We start from the raw sequence: 20,874 nt of genomic DNA on the forward strand, positions 1-20,874 counted from the left end.
CTACCTATGGTTGTAACCCCACCAGCCTGTCACTCTCTTTGACGTAATATGTAGAGAGTTTGAAATCGGCTTCCAGGGTAAGCACATCGAAATCCGACATCTTATCATTTTTGAGAGAGCTGGGATCCAGCCCCCGCACCGAGATATCCGCGACATTGGTGATAAACGGGAAGTTTGCCACCGATGCCAGGAACTCTCCGAATTCATGAAAAGTCCCGGTGAACTTGATATCATAGTCGTCGATTTTGTAAAAGTCTTTGCTGCGGCTCGCTACCGGTCTGATCTCGACCACACGCGACTGAGTGCGGATCGAGGCTGTATGCAACTGCATCAGAAAACGGGCCACCTGCTTCTTATCCGGCAAGAGCATTTCGACTTTGTCATAGCGCGCCAGAAGTTCCTGGTACTCCTCCTGCAGTCCCTTGAGCGACTTGGCCTTCAACTCGACCTGTTTGAGTTCGGTCAGAATCCGTTCGTGCTCGTTTTGTTTTTGCGTGAGTTCTTCCTGGTAATTAGAATAGAACCGCGAGTGCCAGAACAAAACCAGTACAATCATGACCAGCGCGACTATTGCGATTTTATGCAGCCGGGGATCCTTAATGTCCATTCTTCCTCCGCATCCTTATTTGTCAGCCAGCGGACTGGTAAATGTCTTTTCCGGCTGATAGTTCTCCCTCAGCCAGGCATCCCGATTTATCTTACATTCTATCTTGAAGTTATAGGCGGATATCTCCCCGACATTCTCCTGTCTGGCATAGGCCAGGCTGACATCCTCGAGGTAATCCGATTTCATCATAGACACTATAAAAGAGGCTATGCTGTTGAGCGTGTAGGCGAAGCCCTCGATACGGGTGATCTTCTCAACAGGTTTGGCCGGCAGAGAATCCTGAGCGGTGTTGATTCCCCCGCGCGGTTTGCGCTTCTTGGATTTATCTTCCTTGGGCGCTTCCTCGGCAAACCCGGTCAGCCACATCATCTCCGGCACCCGTGAGGCCAAATCCTCCAGTATCGAGACCCACATACCGCGGTTGCCGTCGAGTTCCTCGATCGCGTTCATACGTGTCAGAAGCTTCTGCTTGAGTTCCGTCAAACCATCGATCAGCTTGATATCCTCATTGAGCGCCATGCGCTGTTTGCGTACCGAGGTGATCTTCTTGTCGAGTTCGGTAATCTGGTGCTTCTTCTGATAAGTCAGTCCTACGAGAATCAAAAAGACAATGCAGACAGCACCGCCGACATACATCCATTTGCGGTCCAGATGAAATGGTGTCGCCCGCTTGCGATATTCCCTTGGAAGTAGATTTACCTCTATCATCCTATTTCACCTTTCTGGCTGCCAGCCCTATAGCCACCGACAGAAGCGGTGCGATCTTTTCCGGCTGAATGGAGCTGAACATATCCGGATCGTATTCAATGTTCCGAAGCGGGTTAGCAATCTCGATCGGGATATTGAGCTTGGTTTGCACGAATTCCGGCAGATACGGAATCAGGGCACCTCCGCCGGAAAGGATGATCCAGTCGATATTGGGCACCTTTGTAACCGATTTAAAATACGAGAAACCGAGTTCGAGTCCGGTCAGAAGTTCTTCGGTGGATGTGATAATCGTAGCCTTGAGCATATCCTGGTCGATCGAGGCCTCCATCTCACCGCGAATAGCCTTGTGGGTTAGTTCCTGGTTGAGCCTGAATTCCTTCTGGATAGCATCGAAAACCAGTCGTCCGCCCGCGGCGATATCGCGGGTGCTGTGGTACTTGCCGTCCTTAATGAAAGTGATATTGGTAGTATCGTAGCCTATATTCACGAGTGCGGTAACACGGTCGGGATCGATTTCATAGTTGAGTTCGTAGGAGTTCAGAATCGCGAAGGCGTCGGTGTCAACAATAACCGGTTTAAGCCCGGCGTCATTGATGATCTCCAGGATGTTGTTCAGAAACTCGTTGCGGGCCGCCACCAAAAGGACATCCATCTTGTTGGTTTCCTCGTTGACGTCGATGACATAATAATCCAGGGTAACATCTTCGACATCAAACGGCGAACGCTGTTCGGCTTCGAACAGGATTGCCTGTTCCGCCTCGGCCCCGGTTTTGCGTTCGATGGTAATTCGATCCGTGATCACACCATGGCCCGAAATCGAGATCACCACATGCTTGGCCTTTGCATCGGTCTGTTCGATCAAAGACTGCAGATTGAAGACAATTGAATCACGATCCTTGATCTCTTCGGCGACCAGAGCTTCAACCGGCAGGTCACGCACACCCATGGCTTTCACGGCATAGTTTCCGGCCCGGGACTCAAGCTTTATCATCTTGATTGAAGAAGCTCCGATATCGAGGCCGGTGACTACGGCATTCTTGGATGGGAACAGCATAAATCCTATCCCATTTAAGTGTTTATTTCATTCTGTTAAGTCGTTATGGGGGGCTATCCCCATAGGTGTAAAACCATACTCTAAACTAACTCTTTCTCAGGCTACAGTTTTATTATCGTCTCACTTTTGAAAAAATTAATTTTTTTATTGAGCTTTTCGAAAAAAAACACCCCCCATGAAACGGGGGGCGTTTCTGCATCGAGAGCAAAGGAGGGAAAGCTGAATTGAAACTGAGCTAATACACTAATGAATCGAGCCTTACACGGCCTGTCGCGGCCAGAACCGAAATCTGCATGGAGGCCTGCAACCCGTCCCAGTAAGCCGAACCGGTGACATTGCCCGAGGACGACGCGCGTCCATCCGGGAAGAAAAAGATGTTGTCATCGGTAAAAGTCGTCATCAGAGACTGCATACCCTGCACCAATGTGTCCTGGAAAATGACGGAATCACCGGCATCGAATGTGAAATTGCCCGGTGAAACCTCATCCCGGAAGACGGTCATGACATTGCCGGTGGCATCTATATTGACGCCATGCTGAATCTTTTTGGCGACAGCGTTGGAACGGGCCATTCGAAGACCGGCTAAGACCGTATTAGAGGCCGATTTGAATCGCACCTTCTTGACCGCGTTATCGAAATTTGGCATCGCCAGAGCGGCGATTATGCCGATCATGACCATCACCGTCAGCATCTCGATTAATGTAAACCCGTTTTTTCGATGTACTTTCTTCATAGGCATCTGTCCGTTTTGAATTGTTTACCCGAGTTTATCGCAAAGTCTGTGCCAGAATTATAGCTTTCCACTAATTACATACCTCAAGATATTGCAGTTCATGCGATTATATGGTTAACCAGAAGTTTGACAGATATTCAAAACCTTGCCAAATCCGGCTGTTTTTTCGATTTTTCACAACAAGGTATGGGAGAAATCCCATAGCTGAAATCTATTGACAAATCAGTGTAAAATACTATTTTATGGCTATACTTACCGCTTCCCCTGAAAGGAGTTGAAGGGCATGAAAATTAATTCTTTTGTAATTATCGCGACAATTTTTATCACCTTTTGTGGCAATCTGGCTGGAGCTGATTACAGGCTTCCGGATAAATTCATTCTGGATAAAGAGACTCCGGTTCTGTCCGTTCGGGCCGAAAATTACCTGACCCGGAAAGCGGATGATGGTGAAGTCAAAATCTGGGTTTATTTTACCGATAAGGGAATTTTTAACGAAAACCAACTGGCACAAGCGGCGGATCGTCAGGTGCAGGCGATGACCGATAAAGCCCTCCAGCGCAGGGCCAAAAACGACGTTATGGAGATCCGCTTAAATGACCTTTCGGTGGAGCAGTCCTACATCGAGCAGGTCGAAGCGATAGGGCCGAAACTGCGCCGTGTTTCCAGATGGATCAACGCCGCCAGCTTCACCACCACGCCCGACAAACTGGAACAGGTGGCTGAACTTCCGTTCGTGCGCAAGATCGATCCGGTGGCTACTTATGTGCGCCCCAATCCGGTCGAACAGCCTGTACCATCACAGGATATGAGCGGTTCGGAACAGGGCCAGAGAAGCTACAATTACGGCGATTCTTACGATCAACTCGAACAGATCAACACGATTGAAGCCCATGACAGCGGTTACACCGGTCTCCAGGTCTGGGTGGCGATGTTCGATACGGGATTCCGCAAGAGCCACAATGTCTTCAGTTTCATCATGCTGACCGGCAGGCTGGAGGCAGAATGGGATTTCGTCTTCGATGACGGCGAAACCTCCAATGAACCGGAAGACAATTCCTCGGCCTGGGATCATGGTACCTACACCTGGTCGACTCTCGGTGGCGGCCTGAGCAACAACCATTACGGCCCGGCGTTTAATGCCCGCTTCGTGCTCTGCAAAACCGAGGATGTGCGTTCGGAGACAGAGGTCGAAGAGGATAACTGGGTTGCGGCAATCGAATGGGTGGACTCGATCGGTGTCGATATTGTCTCTTCCTCTTTGGGCTACACCGACTGGTACCAGCAGTCCGATTTCGACGGCAACACCTGTGTGACGACTATTGCAGCTGACTACGCCGCCTCGGTGGGGATCCTGGTGGTCAATGCCGCCGGCAACGAGGGATCCGGCAGTTCGACCTTGATCGCTCCTGCTGATGCCGACAGCATCCTGACTGTCGGGGCGGTCAATTCCTCGGGCAGTATAGCCTATTTCTCATCACGCGGACCGACCGCCGATGGCCGGATTAAACCGGAAGTTTGCGCCCGGGGGGTCTCGACCCATTGTGCCGGAAGTTACAGTGATTCATATTTCACATCTGTCAACGGCACCTCGCTGTCGACACCTCTGGTAGGCGGAGCGGCGGCCCAGGTGATGCAGGCTCATCCGGACTGGACTGTGATGCAGGTGCGGGAGGCCTTGATGATGACTGCAGATAATGCCGATACCCCGAACAACACTTATGGCTGGGGCATCATTGATGTCACCGCGGCGATCGAGTACACATTCGAACCACCGCCGGATTATATGCAGGGAGACGCCAACTACGACTCGTTATTCAATGTCACTGATGCTGTCTATATTATCAACTATACTTTAGCGAGCGGTCCCGCGCCGGAACCTGTGGTTGACGCAGGTGATGCCAACGATGACGGTGCAGTGGATATATCCGACGCGGCTTACCTGATTAACTGGATTTTCGTGCCCGGTTCTCCCCCGCCTCCGGGTTATGTAGAATAGCTTGGTACGTAATTAAAAACTTAAGGCGGCTTTTCAGCCGCCTTTTTTCTGCCAATAAAAAAATCAGGCGGATTTCACAATCGACCTGATTCTACTCATAGCCTGAAAACTTCTTTAGTTGGGAAGTTAATCCCTATATTTCCTTATTCGGATCGATCTTGTATTTCTTTATCTTTTCGAATAAAGTTGTGTAATCAATCTTTAACGCTTCCGATGCTTTGCGCTTGTTTCCACGGGTTTGCGAAAGCACCCTGATTATAAGCGCGCGTTCAGCTTGCATTTGCGCATGCTGCCCCACCTCGCGCAGACCGGCACCTTCTCTGAGACGAATTTCCTCAGGTGTCTGGATCCTGATTGCCAGATGTTCCGGCTTGATCCGCTTGCCTTCGCAGAGGATGATAGCCCGTTCGACAGTATTCTCGAGCTCGCGCACATTGCCCGGCCAGTGATAGCGTTGCATCAGGTTCAAAGCGTCACGGGAAACCTTTTTAGCCGGTTTCTTCATCTCCTTGCAGAATCGGTCGACGAAGTACTCCGCCAGTGGCTGGATATCCTCGTAACGTTCCCGCAGGGGTGGAATAGTGATCGGAAATACCGACAGGCGGTAGTACAAATCCTCGCGGAACTTCTTCTTCTCGATTGCATCCTGGAGGTCCATGTTGGTAGCCGCGACTACCCTGACATTGACTGAAACGGTCTGGGTTCCACCCAGTCTCTCGAACTGCTTTTCCTGCAGAACCCTGAGAATTTTAGCCTGAAGCGATATATGCAGATCCCCGATTTCATCCAGGAAAATAGTACCGCCGTCGGCAACCTCGAACTTACCCACGTGACGGGCGTGCGAGGATGTAAACGCGCCTTTTTCCGATCCAAACAGCTCGTTTTCCAGGAGCTCGCTCGGGATCGCGGCTGAATTTATAGCCACAAACGGTTTTTCCGCCCGATGAGAAACCTGGTGGATCGCCCGCGCAAAGAGTTCCTTGCCGGTGCCAGATTCCCCGATCAGGAGCACCGAGGTGTCCGAACCTGCGACTTTCTGGATCAGCTTGAGAACATCTTTGATCTTGGGCGAGGTGCCGATGATCTTTCCCTCTCCGAGATTCATCTTGAGAGCTTCCTTGAGAAGCAGGTTCTCGTTGCGTAGTTCCTGGTTCTCCACCGCCCGATTGATCATAACATTGAGATGATCGGTGTCGAACGGTTTGGTAAGAAAATCGAACGCGCCCCGCTTCATCGCCTCCACCGCAGTTTCGATCGTGCCATAGGCAGTCATGACGATCACCGAAGCATCCGGATTCTCCTCCTTGACCGCCGACAGTACCGAGATACCGTCCATATCAGGCATCTTGAGGTCGGTCAGGACAACATCGTAACGCTGTTTTTTCGAGAGCTCGATTCCCTCCAGACCATTGGCCGCCGCGTTGACTTCATGCCCTTCGGCAGAAAGGGTCTGCAACAGCATTTTACGGATCGAGTCTTTGTCGTCGATTACAAGTACTGACGGCATACTCACCCTCTGGATGATTGTTTCAGGGACTATTGACTCATGTTTATTATCGACAAAAACAGGATATCTTGAACCTAAATTATTTATTAAACCGCCCGGCAAGCTTCTACGCAGTTTCGACCGGCTGGGCTGATACTCGAGAATAATTTATATTTTTGCCCCGATCTGTTGCTTGATTTATTAAGAAATAGGACTATCTTTACAGGTAAATAATATTCAATTTTCGGGAGGAAAGATGTATTTCAAGCTTATCACTATATGCCTTTCATTGCTGTTAGTATTCAGCGCCTGCCAGGGAGGTGACAACGAGGCCACTGCTGAAAGCAAGACCGAGGATCAGCAGTCTGACTCTGAAATGATCCGTTATACAATCCTCAAGAAAGGTTTCAATTCGGAGATCAAGGAAGGCGGGGACCTGGTAATCAAAAATGAAGCAGAGTTTGACACCCTCTGGAGAGACCTGCACGCCAATATCAGTATTATGCCCGAGAGACCGGAGATCGATTTCGAGCAGGAGATGCTGGTCGCGGTTTTCATGGGCGAGATGCCCTCGACCGGTTACTGGGTTCACCTCGATACAATCTATGCCACCGACAAAAACCTGATTGTACAGGCAACGACCAACACCTCTCCGGATTCCACCTCAGAGATTTTCGATATCCCGACCCAGCCATTTTTCATCGCGGTCGTGGATAAAACCGATCTCCCGGTCCAGTTCGATTTCCGATCGGCTGAAGACGGGCCTCGTTAAGGAAAATATTAAACTGGGCAAGCACAAACCCCGGTCAAAGCCGGGGTTTTTTATGGCTGGCAGTTTCGGCAGGGAGAGAAGCCGATATCGAGGAAGTCTTCACGGGTCGCTTTAATAATCCTGTTTTCAGTTTCAATATTTTCTGCGGACCGGCAACCGGGCCTGTGAAAGCGCCAGGTAGCGGTATTGCCGATATAGTGATCCGCAGGCGCCGGAGCCGGCAGTGACCAGATCCCGAACTTGTTGTGACGGGCATGGAACTGATCCTCGATATACAACTGGCGGTATTCACGCTTCCTCATATCTTCAGGGAAGATATACACTCTCGCCAGCCCGGCCTTGAGCAGTTCACGGTTGACGAAGGCACCATCGGCAAAAACATAGGCCAGCAGGCGACCGTAACGATCCCGCTTGCGATGGTCGAACTCATAGCGCAACTCACTGCCGTACAACAGACTGTCTAAAAATACGGTGGCCGAGGAGTAGAACGGCTGACCTCGTTCGGGGGTATCGATTCCGAGCAGACGGATGGTCTCATCATTTGAATCCCGGAATGTGTCGCCGTCAATGATCTCGACCGCGACTACTCCAGGCGACGGATCGACGCCCGTAGCCGGGCGATCATCGTTAAACTGCAGGTAAAAATAGACTGCCAGGACAGCCAGTACTAATAGTGCGAGCGCGATCGACCTGCGATTTTTTCGGGCTGAATTCATCAGAAAATCCTCATTCTATCCGGCCAGAACTGGACCCGTCCGGGTTTTCATCGATGGTGATCAAAGTCGAAACCGACTGTTTGATGTCTTCCACATGAGTCACGATCAGGATCTGCTGGAAGAAATCCTGCAGGCCGGCGATCGCGTTCAATATATTTTCCTGCCGGAAAACATCCTGGCTTCCGAAGACCTCGTCCAGTATTAAAAAACCTGATTCCAAGCGCGATGACTCCGCCAGCATCCGTGAAATCGCCATCCGCAGGCTGAGATTGCCGAGATCCTGTTCCCCCCCCGAAAACCGTTTCAGCTCCCGCATTTCTCCGAAGTCGCGGATCTGGATATCGTAGTTCTCATCCAGTTCGAGATCGGTAAACTTGCCATCCGACATGACTTCAAGAAGATCGCTGGCGATATTGCGCAGGGTCGGCCGGATCCGTTTGGCCAGCTCGATTTTTAATTCGCCCAGCAGCTGTTTAAGGGTGTCCAGGTAGATTTTGTCGGTTATAATCTGTTTTGAACGGACGCGGGCCTGCTCAATCTCCTCCAGTTTGATATTTAACTGCTCGAGTCTGGATTCAGAAGCCCTGAGGTTACCAAGCGCGTCGGCAAGCTCACGGTCACAGGCCCTCAGCCTGTCGGATTGCTTTTCAAGACTGTTTTTAAGCTCGAGATATGCTTTTTCGGAGAACCCGGTCAGATCGATTGCCTGCTGGATATCCTCTATGTTATTATTAATAGTATCGATCTCAGATGACAAATATTCAGCGGTTTTTTTGATCGGCTCGAGTTTTTCGATTCTGCCCGCGAGCCTGTCAGCTTCCTGGCGCTTTTCGACCATGGACTTGACGGTTTGTTTGATATTTTTGTGCTTTTCGGGGTCGTAGTCGACCGCGGAAGCCTCCGCCAGCTTACTGTCCAGCTCCGCTTTTTCGGCTTTAAGGCGTAAAAACTCCTGCCTCATCTGGTTGATTTCTCCCTGGCGCGCAGAGAGTTCCCGGCGAAGCGGTTCAAGCTTGTGGCGCCTCTCCTCACTGGATTTCAAATCCCCTGTAAATTTTCTGTACTCTTTTTGGTGCTCTTGCAGTTCTGTCCGGCCGGATTGCTCATTTTTCTGCAGGATTTTCATTTCGCGTTCGAAATGTGCTTCTATCTCATCTTTTTCACCCGCAAAAGGCCTCAGGCAGAAACTGCAGACCGCCTCAGGGCCGAGCCTCTCTATCTCCGACAACTGCTTGCGGAGACGTTTCAACTCAGTTTCAGTCCGGCTATAAGCCACTTTCCGCTCAGTGATCAGGTCAGCCAGCTCATCTCTTTGCCCTGATAATGATTTTATATTATTAATAATAGTATCATAATCACTGGTCTGCTGTTCGAGTCTTTCGATTTTTGTGCCCAGAATCTTACCGTCGGCTTCGATCTGCTCCAGACGCCCTTCGAGAGCTTTCTGTCGCTCTTTTTGGGAGGACAGCTTTTGGAAGGCAACTCTTTGTTCTTCAAGATTTTCCAGCTTTTGCGAGAGATTGTCGAGAGATTCTGTCTGACTACGGAGCAATTCATAACGTTTACGGCTTTTCTCGATCTGTTCGATCTCCTCTTTGATTTCAGCCAGTCTCTTTTTATCGCTTTCAACCTGCCGGGTGGAGATCTCAAGTTTAGTTTTCAGGTTGCGGAACTCATCGCGCTTTTTATCCAGTTCGGAAAATTCTGCCTGCAACTCTTTGAGACGTTTCTCTCCGCTCGTTGATTTTTCTTGTAAGCCGTTGACCTGTAACGACAGACTCTCCCTTTCCTGAGAGCATTCGACCAGTTTTTGACGGATGTTTTCGTGACCTTCCAAAAACCTGTCGAGGGCTTCTTTTTCTCCGGCCAACTGCCGCAGATCCCCCTTAATATTATTATTAATAATATGGTTGATTTTATCCAGCCGGAGCATCTCCTCCAGGCGCTGTCCCCGTTCGGCCGGACGGAGTTCGGTCAGGAGGTTGAGTTCGCTCTGGCGGGTGTAAAACGAGGTCTGGAAGGCCTTAAAATCCAGGCCGGTCAGCTTCTGGACCTGTTCGCTGACTTCACGGGGGCCTTCGGAGAGCAACTTATCACCCAGATAAAGCTTTGCCTCGCTTTTGTTTGGCGGTTTGAAACCACGTTCAATGCGAAAATCGCCTGAGTTTAAGCTGAAATCGAGCCGTGCTCGGGTTTCGAGGCCGGATTCGAGAAAATCGGGGTAGATCTCTTCATTTTTGGTTTTCAGGGCCGTGCTACCGTAGAATAGCCAGGCGATGATCTCCAGCAGGGTGGATTTGCCGACTCCGTTGCGTCCCACCACGCCGATTATTCCGGGCGGGAAACTGATTTCGAGTTCAGCGAACTTTCTGAAATTGCCCACAGACAGTTTATTCAGGATCATAGGTTTAAAGAAAGCACAAAATCGCCTTTCGGGCAATCATTTTTCATTACTTTAGGTGTCACAGAAAGTGCGAAAATATGCGATTTTTTCCGATTTTAATCTTGACAAAATTCAATAAAGTGTTAATATAAAGGCGGCTTGATAAAACAGATTGACTGCGACTTGATGGCTTGGGTTGCGGTTAGTCGAACAATGCTTCTTCTTTTGCTTGAATTAATTGTTACGGAAATGCCCTAATAATGTAATGGGTTGGCTGGTACAATTACATCCAGGCGTTTTTCTTTTCTTTACCTCAATTCTTTTTCATACATACTAACTAAATGTATACGTGGCATTTACCTCAATTAAACCGTTTAACGGAGGTACTCATATAGGGGATTACGAGGCGATAAAAGAATTACAGAAAAGCTTTGAAATACTTGCCAAATGGGAAGAGCACGGGATTGCAGCGAGTGCAAGCCAGGTGCGAATCCCGACTCCGTAAATTAGGAAAGTCAAGTTGTCGACTCAGGATATCGATTCCGCTCCCTAGACAAGAACAGAATCGATGTCACGGCCTAAAAGAACTATGGCGCTTGAAGAGTTGCGTCAGAACGCTTTCTGGTTGAAAGCTGACAGCTTGGAGTTGACGACGAGAATATCTTCCTAGTCTTTAAGGAGGAATCTAAATGATTAAAAAACTCTTAATGGCATTAGTTGTCTTTAGTTTTCTAATTGGTAGCATGGCCTTTGCTGGACCGGACTTCAAGGACGGATCCATGGTAGGCGGTGTGTTCAAACTTGACGAAGTGCCATCTGTGCCTGTTACTCCCCTGAAACCTGCTGCGGATACCTGCGATTGGCAGGATTGGCAGTGCAGCGCCCCGTTTAGCATTTATGTCAATGCTTACGGTGGTCAATTTACTTCTGCCTGCGTCCGTTTCAGTCCGACTACTGCTGAACAGTGCACGCTGGATGAAGCCGCGTTTTACATCTATGATGGTACCGGCTTTGGCTACCCGTTGACTGGTGATGTGGTTGTTACCGTCTGGGGTGAGGACCCGGCTTTCCCGGATTATCCGGATGAATTCAATACTCCTCTGTACCAGACTGTAATTGACAGCGCTGACCTGGTCTACTATCCGAACGCCAACTACGTTACCATTCCGGGAGTTACTTTCCAGGGCGAAGATGTCTTTGTCGATGTTGAACCGGTTGATGTCAATTCACCGCTTCTCATCATGGGTGAAGAAAACCTGACCACCTGTGGAAGTTCTCCGGGTTCATGTACTTCTGAAGTTACCGGTCGCAGTTTGTCATACTACACCGCTTATGGCTACCGCGTATTCCTGTCCGCTTGCGGTGGCACCGAAGCTGTTAACTACAGCATCCTTGCCCATATCTGCTGTGAAATCCCGACCTATTCCTGCCCTGGTAATCAGGAATGGCCGACTTTCCAGAAGGATTATGCCAGAAGTGGTTATACCACCAATACCCTTGGTGACCTGACCAACTTTAGAAAACTGTGGGAGTTCCAGGGTGATTTCTATATTACCTGGGGCCACCCGATTATCGCTGATGAGCTGGTTTATGTAGCTTTCTACGATCAGCTTGTCTGCCTTGACCTGTATACCGGCTCCCTGGTCTGGAGCACTCTTACTAATACTGATTACGCTGCATTCATGCAGTCCCCGGCTCAGAGCATCAGAGTTACACCGACTTTCGAAGACGGCAAACTCTATTTCGGTACCGGTGCGGCATCATTCCAGCAGGGTTTTGTCTGCGCTGATGCTTTCACTGGTGACACCATCTGGGTACGTCATCCGGCTACCGGTAATCCGCTCGAAGGTGGTGCGTATAGTGGTGAGACCAAGTACAGCACATCGGTTATCGTCGGTGATTATGTGTACTTTGGTACCACATTTGGTTTTGCCTATGGCCTGAACAAGCTCGATGGTAGTACTTACTGGTATGGCACTCTGCCTCTGGGTATGTTCTACTCACCGAGCACTGACGGCACAGATATCTTTGTGGCCACATCCGATGGCGGCGCCGGAACCGGCGACGCTATGGTCTACAAGCTCGACGGCGCTGGCGATGGTGCCGGCGGTATGAGCGTTCTGGCAACCTGGGGTGGTTACGATGATGCGGCCGGTACTGCCGAGTACTGGTTCACCTGTCCGGTTTACAGTGCCGATGAAGATGCTCTCTATGTCAACGGCGCTCTGCCGGAAGGCATGGGTCTGGGCACCAATGGCGTCAATGAAGGTCTTTTGATGAAGCTGAACGCTTCAGATCTGACCCCGATTTGGCCCAGCTGGAACCTGACAATGGATCCGCAGTACGTCACCCCGACCCTGATGCCCTATCCGTGGGAGACCATCAACGTCGGTGGCGGTCCTGCCGGAACCTCGATCTATTATTTCAATACCAACGCCTCGCTCGCTTCCACCCGTCAGTTTACTTTCGGTGGCAGCCTGACCTGGTCTGGTATGTATGATGCTTACTATGATCCTTTCGGATTCTTCTGGGATATCCAGGATAACTCCATGGCCGCTACCTGTGACCCGTATCTGTTTGCCGGTTACACCCTGGACGGCTGGTGGAGAATTATCAATCCGAATACCGGTGATGTAGCACTTAAGTATCACTTCTCCGATTACGTTCTCGGTAACGCTATTGCTGAATACGCAGACAAAGACTATGTTATTACCACGACTTTCGCTTCCGCTTATGGCAACGGCTATGGTAAGGTATTCTGCTTCGACATCGGTCCCGATCGTCCGCGTCTGAATGTACCTGAACTGACTGTTACTCTGCCTTCAGTTTCATTCCTCGATCCCGATCCTCAGTACAGGTCCACCGATCTGTTCGAGAACATCGGTAGTGCTGACATGAACTACACCATCGCTCTCGATGATGGTGCCAAGATGGTTGATGTTGCCGGTAACGGCGGCCTCACCAAGTATGCTCAGGACCTCAAGAACAGCATGGTTAACAGAGAAGCCACTCTCGACGAGGGCCTCGCTCTGAATCTGGACAAGTCCAGAGACAGTTATGTTTCCCAGGGCGCTCCGGACTTCGTCACCATTCCGGCTGGCGATGAAACCGGCATTCTGGCTCCGGGTGCTATGCTGAATCAGGAATTCACCCTTACCCCGAGCATGATGACTCGTGGTAACAACCCGTTCTACGTGCTGGTTGACACTGATGATCCTGATTACAATCCTGAAGACGATTCTCCGTATCCGCATGCCGACCCGCAGGAAATCATCACTGTGGTTGCGGTCAAGGGTTATGATTTCTGCGACGGTTATGTGAACTTCGGTACCGGCACCAACACCTCTTATTTCACCAACGCTGGTTGGCAGAATAATGCTGGTAGCCCGTCCGACGCTTTCATGATCGATGATTACGAGGCTTTCCTGTATCACCACTCCTTCTTCTATGCTTATGAAGAAGCTCATATCGCGTGGCAGGAAGAAGCCGGTAACGGTATCAATCACTTCGAGCCGAACAGCGCTTGCACTGCCGGCTCCTGGACTGAAGACCTGTACGCTTCTGACGGCAGTTCCGTTGTCGTCAACGGTGATGTCTTCTCCGCCACCTGGATCGACTCCCTCAAGGACAAGACCACTGGCGAATTTGATCCGTTCGCAACCATCGGCATGGAAATGACCATCAACGCTTACGGTGGCTTTGACGATGCCTTCGCCAACTTCACCTACACCTATTTCGAACTGCAGAATCGTGGCAACGATCCTCTGCCGGCCGACCTCTACTGGGGTGCCTGGGCTGACTGGGATGTCGCTTCATATCTGGCAAACATCGGTGTGGGTATGGTCGAAGACGGCCTGAGTGCCTATCGTATCTATGACAATACCGCTCCTAACTTCCAGTATGGTATCGGTACTGTTCCGCTGGCCGGTAATATCTACCCGGCTGGTGATCCTACGACCGGCGCTTACAACTCCGTCCAGATCGCCAACGATCCGTATGTGTATGATAACATCTGCGTCGACTCCCTGTGGAACACCGTGGATGAATGCGCGGCCTTCACAGACTGCTACTATCCTGGCACCGAACTGGGTGTCAACCCGGGTCAGGATATGAGCGCCATCATTACCGGTGGCAAGATTCCGAATACTATCACCGGTAACCAGGCGACCTTCAAGGGCGGTTTCGTGATGTTCGGCTTCACCGACGCTGCCTCCCCGCAGGCTGATATTGCTGAAGTGATGAACTTCGCTAACAAGTTCGCCGGCTTCGGTCGTGGCGATGTCAATAACGACAATGTCGTTAACATCGTTGACCTCTGCCTGCTGAACTCCTATGTGAACTGCGGTGGCAACCCGCCGTATCCGTTCGTCTACCTCGGCGATGTCGACGGCGTCGCTGGTATCGATCAGGCTGATGTTGACTACCTGTTTAACTACCTGTTTATGGGTGGCGACATGCCTATCGGTGACTGGATCGTAAGGTAATAGCATACCTTCGATAGATCTGGGGAAAGCAATTTACTTGCTTTCCCCTTTTTTTTATGTAGATTTGCCCCTGTTTCAACCGTAGTATTAAAAAATGGAAGAAGACAAGCAGAAATTAATGGCATCGGGCCGTATGCTGGTTCCGATATTCGCCGGTTACGCGGCAATCGAGGCAATCTATCATTCCGGTGACGACCTGATATTCAAAACGACTCCCCGGCTTCCCCCGCCGATCTGGCAGGATAAAGCCTCCGAGCAGGCACTCAGCCTGGGTTTTAAGCTGAGTTTTCACGATGACAGTGGTTCATTATTAATAGTCGCGAAGGAAGTTAAAGCTCCCTCACACAGGATACCATGGTTGAATATCCTGTTATTCGCGGCTACTGTAGTTTCGATGGTGATCGCTTACAGCTTCATGAGCCACGGCAGTGGTATCTTCAAAGATTTCAGCCTGATGGTGGAAGGTGTTTATTTTGCCTTGTCATTAACACCGATACTGTTATTCCATGAGTTCGGTCACTACCTGGCGGCGAAAAAACATAAGGCTAATGTCAGCCTGCCATATTTTATTCCCGCCCCGACTATCATCGGCACGCTGGGTGCGGTTATCAAATCACGTTCACCATTCCGCAACCGCAGGCAATTGTTCGATGTCGGTGTTGCCGGCCCGCTGGCTGGAATGATACCGACCCTTGTTATTCTTATCATCGGATTTTCCACGGCAAGAGTCGAAAAGATACCGGAAATGACGATGGACGGATCGTTTATCTTTATTGGCGAATCTTTGGCTTTCAAGCTTTTATTTTTGATCTTCGGGCCGACTGCTCCGGAAGGTTACCAGGTTGTATTATCACCTCTGATTTTTGCCGGCTGGGTGGGTATGCTGGTTACGATGCTGAACATGATGCCGATCGGCCAGCTGGACGGCGGTCATGTCCTTTATGCCATGTTCGGACGCAAATGGCAGTTCCGGCTGGCGCTGGTCATGTTCGTGGCCATGCTGATCATGGGATTCTGGTGGTACGGCTGGTTTTTGTGGGCATTTCTGGCGGCTGTTATTATTAAACTGCGCCATCCGGCCACCCTCGATGATTCCATTATGCTGGATCGCAGGCGACTGATATTTGGATGGCTCGCGATCGTGATTTTTGTTGTTATCTTTATGCCTGTACCTATTGGATTCGTGGAAGGATAATCGCCTAAGCTTTCGTGGTTTTACCTCGGGGCTCTTCAATCAAGGTTTCATCATCATCGCCTTCATCAACGAGGGAACTGTACACCTCATTCAATTCCTCGAGCTGTTCATCGATAATTTTCAAAAACAGTTCTGCAAGCTCGGGATCAAACTGGGTGTTGCTACATTCTTTTAGTTCATTGATGACTTTATCTATTGACGCTCCCAGACGGTAGGGTCGGTTGGTCAGGATGGCATCGACTGTGTCGGCGATGGCCATGATACGTCCCTCGATCGGGATATCCGGCCCTTTCAGGCCGAATGGATACCCGGAACCATCGTAGCATTCATGGTGATAGAGTATATACGGCAGTGCCGGTTCGAGCATCGGAACCCCTTCCAGCATCTTTGCGCCGGTTTCCGGGTGGCGGCACATAATCTCGTATTCCTCCTTGGTAAACCTGCCCGGTTTATTGAGAACATAGTCAGGCACACCGATCTTGCCGATATCATGGAGAATACTGCCCATGTGAAGATACTTCATCTGCTCCGTCTTCCAGTTCAGCCGGCGAGCCATCATACGGGCGATTTTATAAACTCTTTCTGTATGACCGCGGGTATAGTGGTCGCGTGCTTCGACAGCATTGGCAAAAGCACGGACGGTCCCGAAATAAGCGTTTTCGAGCTGGCAGTATAGGCGTGACTGCTCAATAGCTATTGCCGCCTTGGAGGCCAGGATCCAGAGCATGTGGACATCGCCCAGGTCGAACAGGTGGAATTGTCCCCAACGCACCAGATTAAGTGTACCAATCACCTTTCCATGCGCCAGAAGCGGATGACACACCATGGAGCGATAGGTTGTGCCCTGCTCCAAAGAATCAGTCCCGTGGTTTGACTCCAGTTCGTTTATGACCTCCGGCTTGGATTCGCGTACAACCTTGTAATTGATTTCGGATTTGCCGGAGAGCAATTGATTGGCCTGAATCTCTTTGTCATCACCGTAGCTGGCTTCTAAAGTCAGGCTGTCATGCTGAGGATCCCAGAGAGAAATCGAAACCAGGCCCGCCTGGAACTCCTTCACGATCGTTTCCAGGACCAGCTCGAGAAGCGAATCGAGATGCATGGTCGATCCCATAGCCTCTGAAATCTGGTAAAGCGATACAAGGCTCTTGAGGTGCAAATTCTCGCGTGAGAGTCGCTGGGTCTTGATTCCGCGTTCTATCGTGAGCTTGAGGGTATCCAGCTTGAATGGTTTGACCAGGTAGTCATAGGCTCCCAGTTTCAATACTGATATCACGTTCTCGATCGTCGGATGGCCGGTCATCATGATAATGATCGCCTCCGGGTGGTATTTTTGAGTCGCCTCGAGGATGTCCATACCGCTGTAACGGCCCATGAAGAAATCGGTCAGGACTAAATCGACGGGATGGGTCCGAATGTATTCCAGCGCTCGGACCGGTGAGTTGAAAAAGACCGGATTATATTTTTTCTCGGTGGCCAGGATTTCCTTGATGATCTCGCAGATAAATTTCTCATCGTCGACTACGACGATGTTATATTTATCCACGTACTCATCGATTTTTTCAATGACTGATTCCATGAAGTCCCGCTATAAATGATTTTATTCAAGACATTTTCATGACTCGATAAAACGCGCTGTTGTAGCTATTTTCGGCATTCGGAAAGTGTTTATTATGTGTTAATTTTGCACAAGCCAGGCCCCAAAAAAGATTCTTGACAGCCGGTTTTAATTAAACTTATTGCTTGTATGAAATTGACTCCCACAGATTATCTGCTTTTGGCTCATTTGAGAGCCGAACCTACTTACACTTATAATCTGGCAGATAAATTGCATTCCGAAGGAGTCGATCTCTGGTGCCGTTTTTCGGATTCTCATTTATATTATACATTGCGTAAACTGCTAAAGAATAATCTGGTTGAAGTTGAGGTCAAACCGATCAAAGGCCGTCCCCCGCAGAAGATCTATTCCATCACAAAAGAAGGCGAAGACGTTTTGGATCAACTGGTTAACTCCGATGAACTGGTTCAGAGCGACCAGTATTTCGAGTTCGATCTGCTACTGGGTCTGGCCAACCGCCTTGGTCTCGACGATACTCGGCTGGTCAATATGATAACCGAGCGGATTGACTTTTTACGCGAACTGCTTGATCAGATCCAGGACAAATTCCGCGAGAAGGAGTTACAATCGGGCGGTATATCATCGGGTGAAAAAATCGCCTACCAGCACCGCATCAGGTTTTTTAAAAACGAAATTGATTTCTACCGCAAGAGCCTCAAGGGGTTGAAGTGAGTACTCCTGTTTAACCGGGTTCACGACTGCTTACGGAACATCGAATGAGCGCGATATGATGAACGGATCAGTGGCCCGGACACCACCCCCATAAAACCGATTTGATAAGCCATTTTTTCAAGTTCACCAAATTCTTCAGGTGTATAGAATTTTATAACCGGGTGATGATTTTCTGAGGGCGCCAGGTACTGGCCGACCGTCAATAACCTGCAACCGGAATGATAAAGGTCGGCCATAGCTTCTGCGATTTCTGAGAGTTTCTCACCCAGCCCGACCATCAATCCCGACTTGATAAGCAGTCGCGAATCGTAACTACTGGCACGCTTGAAGACCTGCAGAGAGCGATGATAATCCGCTCCCTCGCGGACTTCAGGATACAGTCTGGCGACTGTTTCGACATTATGATTGAGCACATCCGGGCGGGCATCGAGAACTTTTTTGAGCGCTTCCTGACTACCCATAAAATCAGGAATCAGCACCTCGACTTTACAGCCAGGTTTAATTTCGCGAATGGATTCGATAACATCCGCGAATACCCGCGCCCCGCCGTCGGCTAAATCATCGCGGGTAACGGAAGTAATTACGGCATATTCAAGGCCCAGTTTCATAACCGCCTCGGCCACTCTACGGGCTTCGCCTTCATCGACGGCCGACGGTTCCCCCCGGCTGACATTACAGAAACTGCATCCCCGGGTGCAGTTTTCACCCAGGATTAGAAATGTCGCGGTCCGTTCGCCATAACACTCGGCCCGGTTGGGGCAGTTGGCTTCCTGGCAGACAGTATGTAAATTGAGCGATGTGACCAGTTTTTTCACCTCGCTGTAATTCTGTCCCAGCGGAGTCCTGATTTTGAACCAGGCGGGTTTTCTTTGTTTTTTCTGCAATGTATTTTCTGTCATAAAGTTTTATGCCAGTTCCTTGTCGTGCAGGGCTTCGATATATTTCTCGGCCGCTACTGCCGCCGTGGTGGCATCACCGACAGCATTTGTGATCTGTTTGACCAGTTGTTCGCGCACATCACCGCAGGCATAGATTCCCGGAATCGAGGTTTCCATGTGGCTGTTGGTGATAATATAACCGCCTTCATTGCGCTCGAGACCTTCGCGCACGAGATCACTGTTGGGCACAAATCCGATGAAAATAAAGACAGCACCACATTCGAGTTCAGATGTTTCACCGGTCTTGACATTGCGCAGTGAAACAGAGGAGACTTTTTTGTCCCCGTTGATATTCGTGATCACAGAATCCCAGACAAATTCCATTTTGGGATTATTGAAGGCTCTTTTCTGGATAACCTTGGCGGCACGGAGTTCATCGCGACGATGAATCACGGTCACCTTCGAACCGAATTTGGTCAGGAAAATCCCTTCTTCGACAGCGGCATCCCCCCCGCCGACAACAACGATGTGCTGATCTTTGAAAAAAGCACCGTCACAGATCGCGCAATAGGACACTCCCATTCCGGAAAGTTCTTTTTCTCCGGGAACGTTAAGCAGGTTGGGTGAGCCACCGGTGGCAAGAATAACGGCCCTGGTACGATATTCAGCATCATCATCGGTAACCACAACTCGATCATCGCCTTCACAATAAACTTCTTTGACTGCCCCGTTTTGAACTTCGAGACCGAATTTTTTAGCATGCTGTTCCATCTTGGCGGCCAGCTCCGGTCCTGAGATCAATTCGAATCCCGGGTAATCCTCGACCTCATGGGTGTTGGCGATTTGTCCGCCGGGAAGAGCTTTCTCCAGAAGCAGTACTTTCAGATTGGCACGAGCGCCGTAGAGGCCGGCAGTCAGCCCGCCCGGACCACCACCTACTATTATGATGTCATAGTCAGTATTCATCAGTCCAACTCCTTTGTTTCATTGCCGGGAAATATAGTCAATTGTGACAGAGAATCAATAGTCAACCGCCTGCTGGGCCAGGATTCCCTTCTGGAAGGGATGTTTGACCTCGCGCATCTCAGTCACCAGGTCGGCCCGGTCGATCAATTCCCCGGGGGCATTGCGCCCGGTCAGCATCAGGTGAAGTTTGGGCGGTTTCTGGTCGACAAGCTCCATCAAATCCTGCACACTTATCAAATTCAGATTGACAGCGACATTGATCTCGTCCAGAATAACTATATCGTACTTTCCGGACAGCATCTCTTCACGGGCGTAATCGAGGGCCTCTTTGGCGGCCCGGATATGGGTTGAGATATCTTCTTTGTCGTCGACTATACCGACGAACCCTTTCCCTTTCTGGACCATATCTACATAAGGAGCCAGAAGCTTGATCCCCTCCAGTTCGCCATATTTCCAGGTACCTTTTATGAACTGTACGATTTTGACTTTCTTCTGGTACCCCGCGGCCCGGACACACAATCCCAGGGCGGCCGTGGTTTTGCCCTTACCGTCCCCGGTATTGACCAGCACCAGCCCGTGAGTTTCCTGTTTCTCCTCGCTCATCAC

At 50.0% G+C, this 20,874-nt stretch carries 16 protein-coding genes; 5 read left to right on the forward strand and 11 right to left on the reverse strand.

Going from position 1 to position 20,874, the window contains the following annotated elements; translation table 11 throughout:
* Positions 1–4: 4 nt before the first annotated feature.
* The 4 genes from pilO to GF404_03655 all read right to left on the reverse strand — a co-directional run bounded on the left by pilO (position 5) and on the right by GF404_03655 (position 3,108).
* Positions 5–607: a type 4a pilus biogenesis protein PilO gene (pilO, locus tag GF404_03640; protein ID MBD3381272.1), complete on the reverse strand. Its 603-nt coding sequence runs from the start codon at positions 605–607 to the stop codon at positions 5–7.
* 15 nt (positions 608–622) lie between these two features.
* On the reverse strand, positions 623–1,315 hold the full coding sequence (locus GF404_03645) for a hypothetical protein (GenBank protein ID MBD3381273.1): 693 nt from the start codon (positions 1,313–1,315) through the stop codon (positions 623–625).
* 1 nt (position 1,316) lies between these two features.
* Positions 1,317–2,369, reverse strand: coding sequence for a type IV pilus assembly protein PilM (gene pilM / locus GF404_03650; GenBank protein ID MBD3381274.1), 1,053 nt, complete (start codon positions 2,367–2,369; stop codon positions 1,317–1,319).
* Between the two features lie 235 nt (positions 2,370–2,604).
* Positions 2,605–3,108 carry a prepilin-type N-terminal cleavage/methylation domain-containing protein gene (locus tag GF404_03655; protein MBD3381275.1) on the reverse strand — a complete coding sequence of 168 codons (504 nt, stop codon included), beginning with the start codon at positions 3,106–3,108 and terminating at the stop codon, positions 2,605–2,607.
* Between the two features lie 277 nt (positions 3,109–3,385).
* On the opposite strand from GF404_03655, the gene GF404_03660 reads away from it, so the two are divergent.
* Positions 3,386–5,098 carry a S8 family serine peptidase gene (locus GF404_03660; GenBank protein ID MBD3381276.1) on the forward strand — a complete coding sequence of 571 codons (1,713 nt, stop codon included), beginning with the start codon at positions 3,386–3,388 and terminating at the stop codon, positions 5,096–5,098.
* Between the two features lie 133 nt (positions 5,099–5,231).
* On the opposite strand, the gene GF404_03665 is transcribed toward GF404_03660, so the two are convergent.
* Complete coding sequence (locus tag GF404_03665; GenBank protein ID MBD3381277.1) at positions 5,232–6,611, reverse strand: response regulator; 1,380 nt, start codon at positions 6,609–6,611, stop codon at positions 5,232–5,234.
* A gap of 229 nt (positions 6,612–6,840) precedes the next feature.
* Between GF404_03665 and GF404_03670 the strand changes: the two genes are divergently transcribed.
* Entirely contained in the window at positions 6,841–7,356 is a 516-nt protein-coding gene (locus GF404_03670; protein ID MBD3381278.1) for a protease complex subunit PrcB family protein, read from the forward strand.
* Between the two features lie 50 nt (positions 7,357–7,406).
* On the opposite strand, the gene GF404_03675 is transcribed toward GF404_03670, so the two are convergent.
* On the reverse strand, positions 7,407–8,072 hold the full coding sequence (locus GF404_03675; protein MBD3381279.1) for a hypothetical protein: 666 nt from the start codon (positions 8,070–8,072) through the stop codon (positions 7,407–7,409).
* A 10-nt stretch (positions 8,073–8,082) separates the two neighbouring features.
* Positions 8,083–10,476: an AAA family ATPase gene (locus GF404_03680; protein MBD3381280.1), complete on the reverse strand. Its 2,394-nt coding sequence runs from the start codon at positions 10,474–10,476 to the stop codon at positions 8,083–8,085.
* A 668-nt stretch (positions 10,477–11,144) separates the two neighbouring features.
* Here GF404_03680 and GF404_03685 point away from each other — a divergent pair.
* Together GF404_03685 and GF404_03690 are read left to right on the forward strand one after the other, a co-directional pair.
* Positions 11,145–14,939 carry a PQQ-binding-like beta-propeller repeat protein gene (locus GF404_03685; protein ID MBD3381281.1) on the forward strand — a complete coding sequence of 1,265 codons (3,795 nt, stop codon included), beginning with the start codon at positions 11,145–11,147 and terminating at the stop codon, positions 14,937–14,939.
* A 94-nt stretch (positions 14,940–15,033) separates the two neighbouring features.
* Entirely contained in the window at positions 15,034–16,134 is a 1,101-nt protein-coding gene (locus tag GF404_03690; GenBank protein ID MBD3381282.1) for a site-2 protease family protein, read from the forward strand.
* A gap of 4 nt (positions 16,135–16,138) precedes the next feature.
* Here the strand turns inward: GF404_03690 and GF404_03695 are convergent, their stop codons facing one another.
* On the reverse strand, positions 16,139–17,713 hold the full coding sequence (locus tag GF404_03695) for a response regulator (protein MBD3381283.1): 1,575 nt from the start codon (positions 17,711–17,713) through the stop codon (positions 16,139–16,141).
* 168 nt (positions 17,714–17,881) lie between these two features.
* On the opposite strand from GF404_03695, the gene GF404_03700 reads away from it, so the two are divergent.
* Entirely contained in the window at positions 17,882–18,424 is a 543-nt protein-coding gene (locus GF404_03700; GenBank protein MBD3381284.1) for a hypothetical protein, read from the forward strand.
* A gap of 20 nt (positions 18,425–18,444) precedes the next feature.
* Here GF404_03700 and lipA read toward each other — a convergent pair whose 3' ends face one another.
* Genes lipA through cobO form a run of 3 tightly spaced genes read right to left on the reverse strand, consistent with a single transcriptional unit; the run spans position 18,445 to position 20,871 of the window.
* Positions 18,445–19,323 carry a lipoyl synthase gene (gene lipA / locus GF404_03705; protein MBD3381285.1) on the reverse strand — a complete coding sequence of 293 codons (879 nt, stop codon included), beginning with the start codon at positions 19,321–19,323 and terminating at the stop codon, positions 18,445–18,447.
* 6 nt (positions 19,324–19,329) lie between these two features.
* On the reverse strand, positions 19,330–20,268 hold the full coding sequence (gene trxB / locus GF404_03710) for a thioredoxin-disulfide reductase (GenBank protein MBD3381286.1): 939 nt from the start codon (positions 20,266–20,268) through the stop codon (positions 19,330–19,332).
* 54 nt (positions 20,269–20,322) lie between these two features.
* Entirely contained in the window at positions 20,323–20,871 is a 549-nt protein-coding gene (gene cobO / locus GF404_03715) for a cob(I)yrinic acid a,c-diamide adenosyltransferase (GenBank protein MBD3381287.1), read from the reverse strand.
* Between the last annotated feature and the right edge of the window lie 3 nt (positions 20,872–20,874).

This window comes from Candidatus Zixiibacteriota bacterium (genome assembly GCA_014728145.1).
Lineage (GTDB): Bacteria > Zixibacteria > MSB-5A5 > JAABVY01 > JAABVY01 > WJMC01.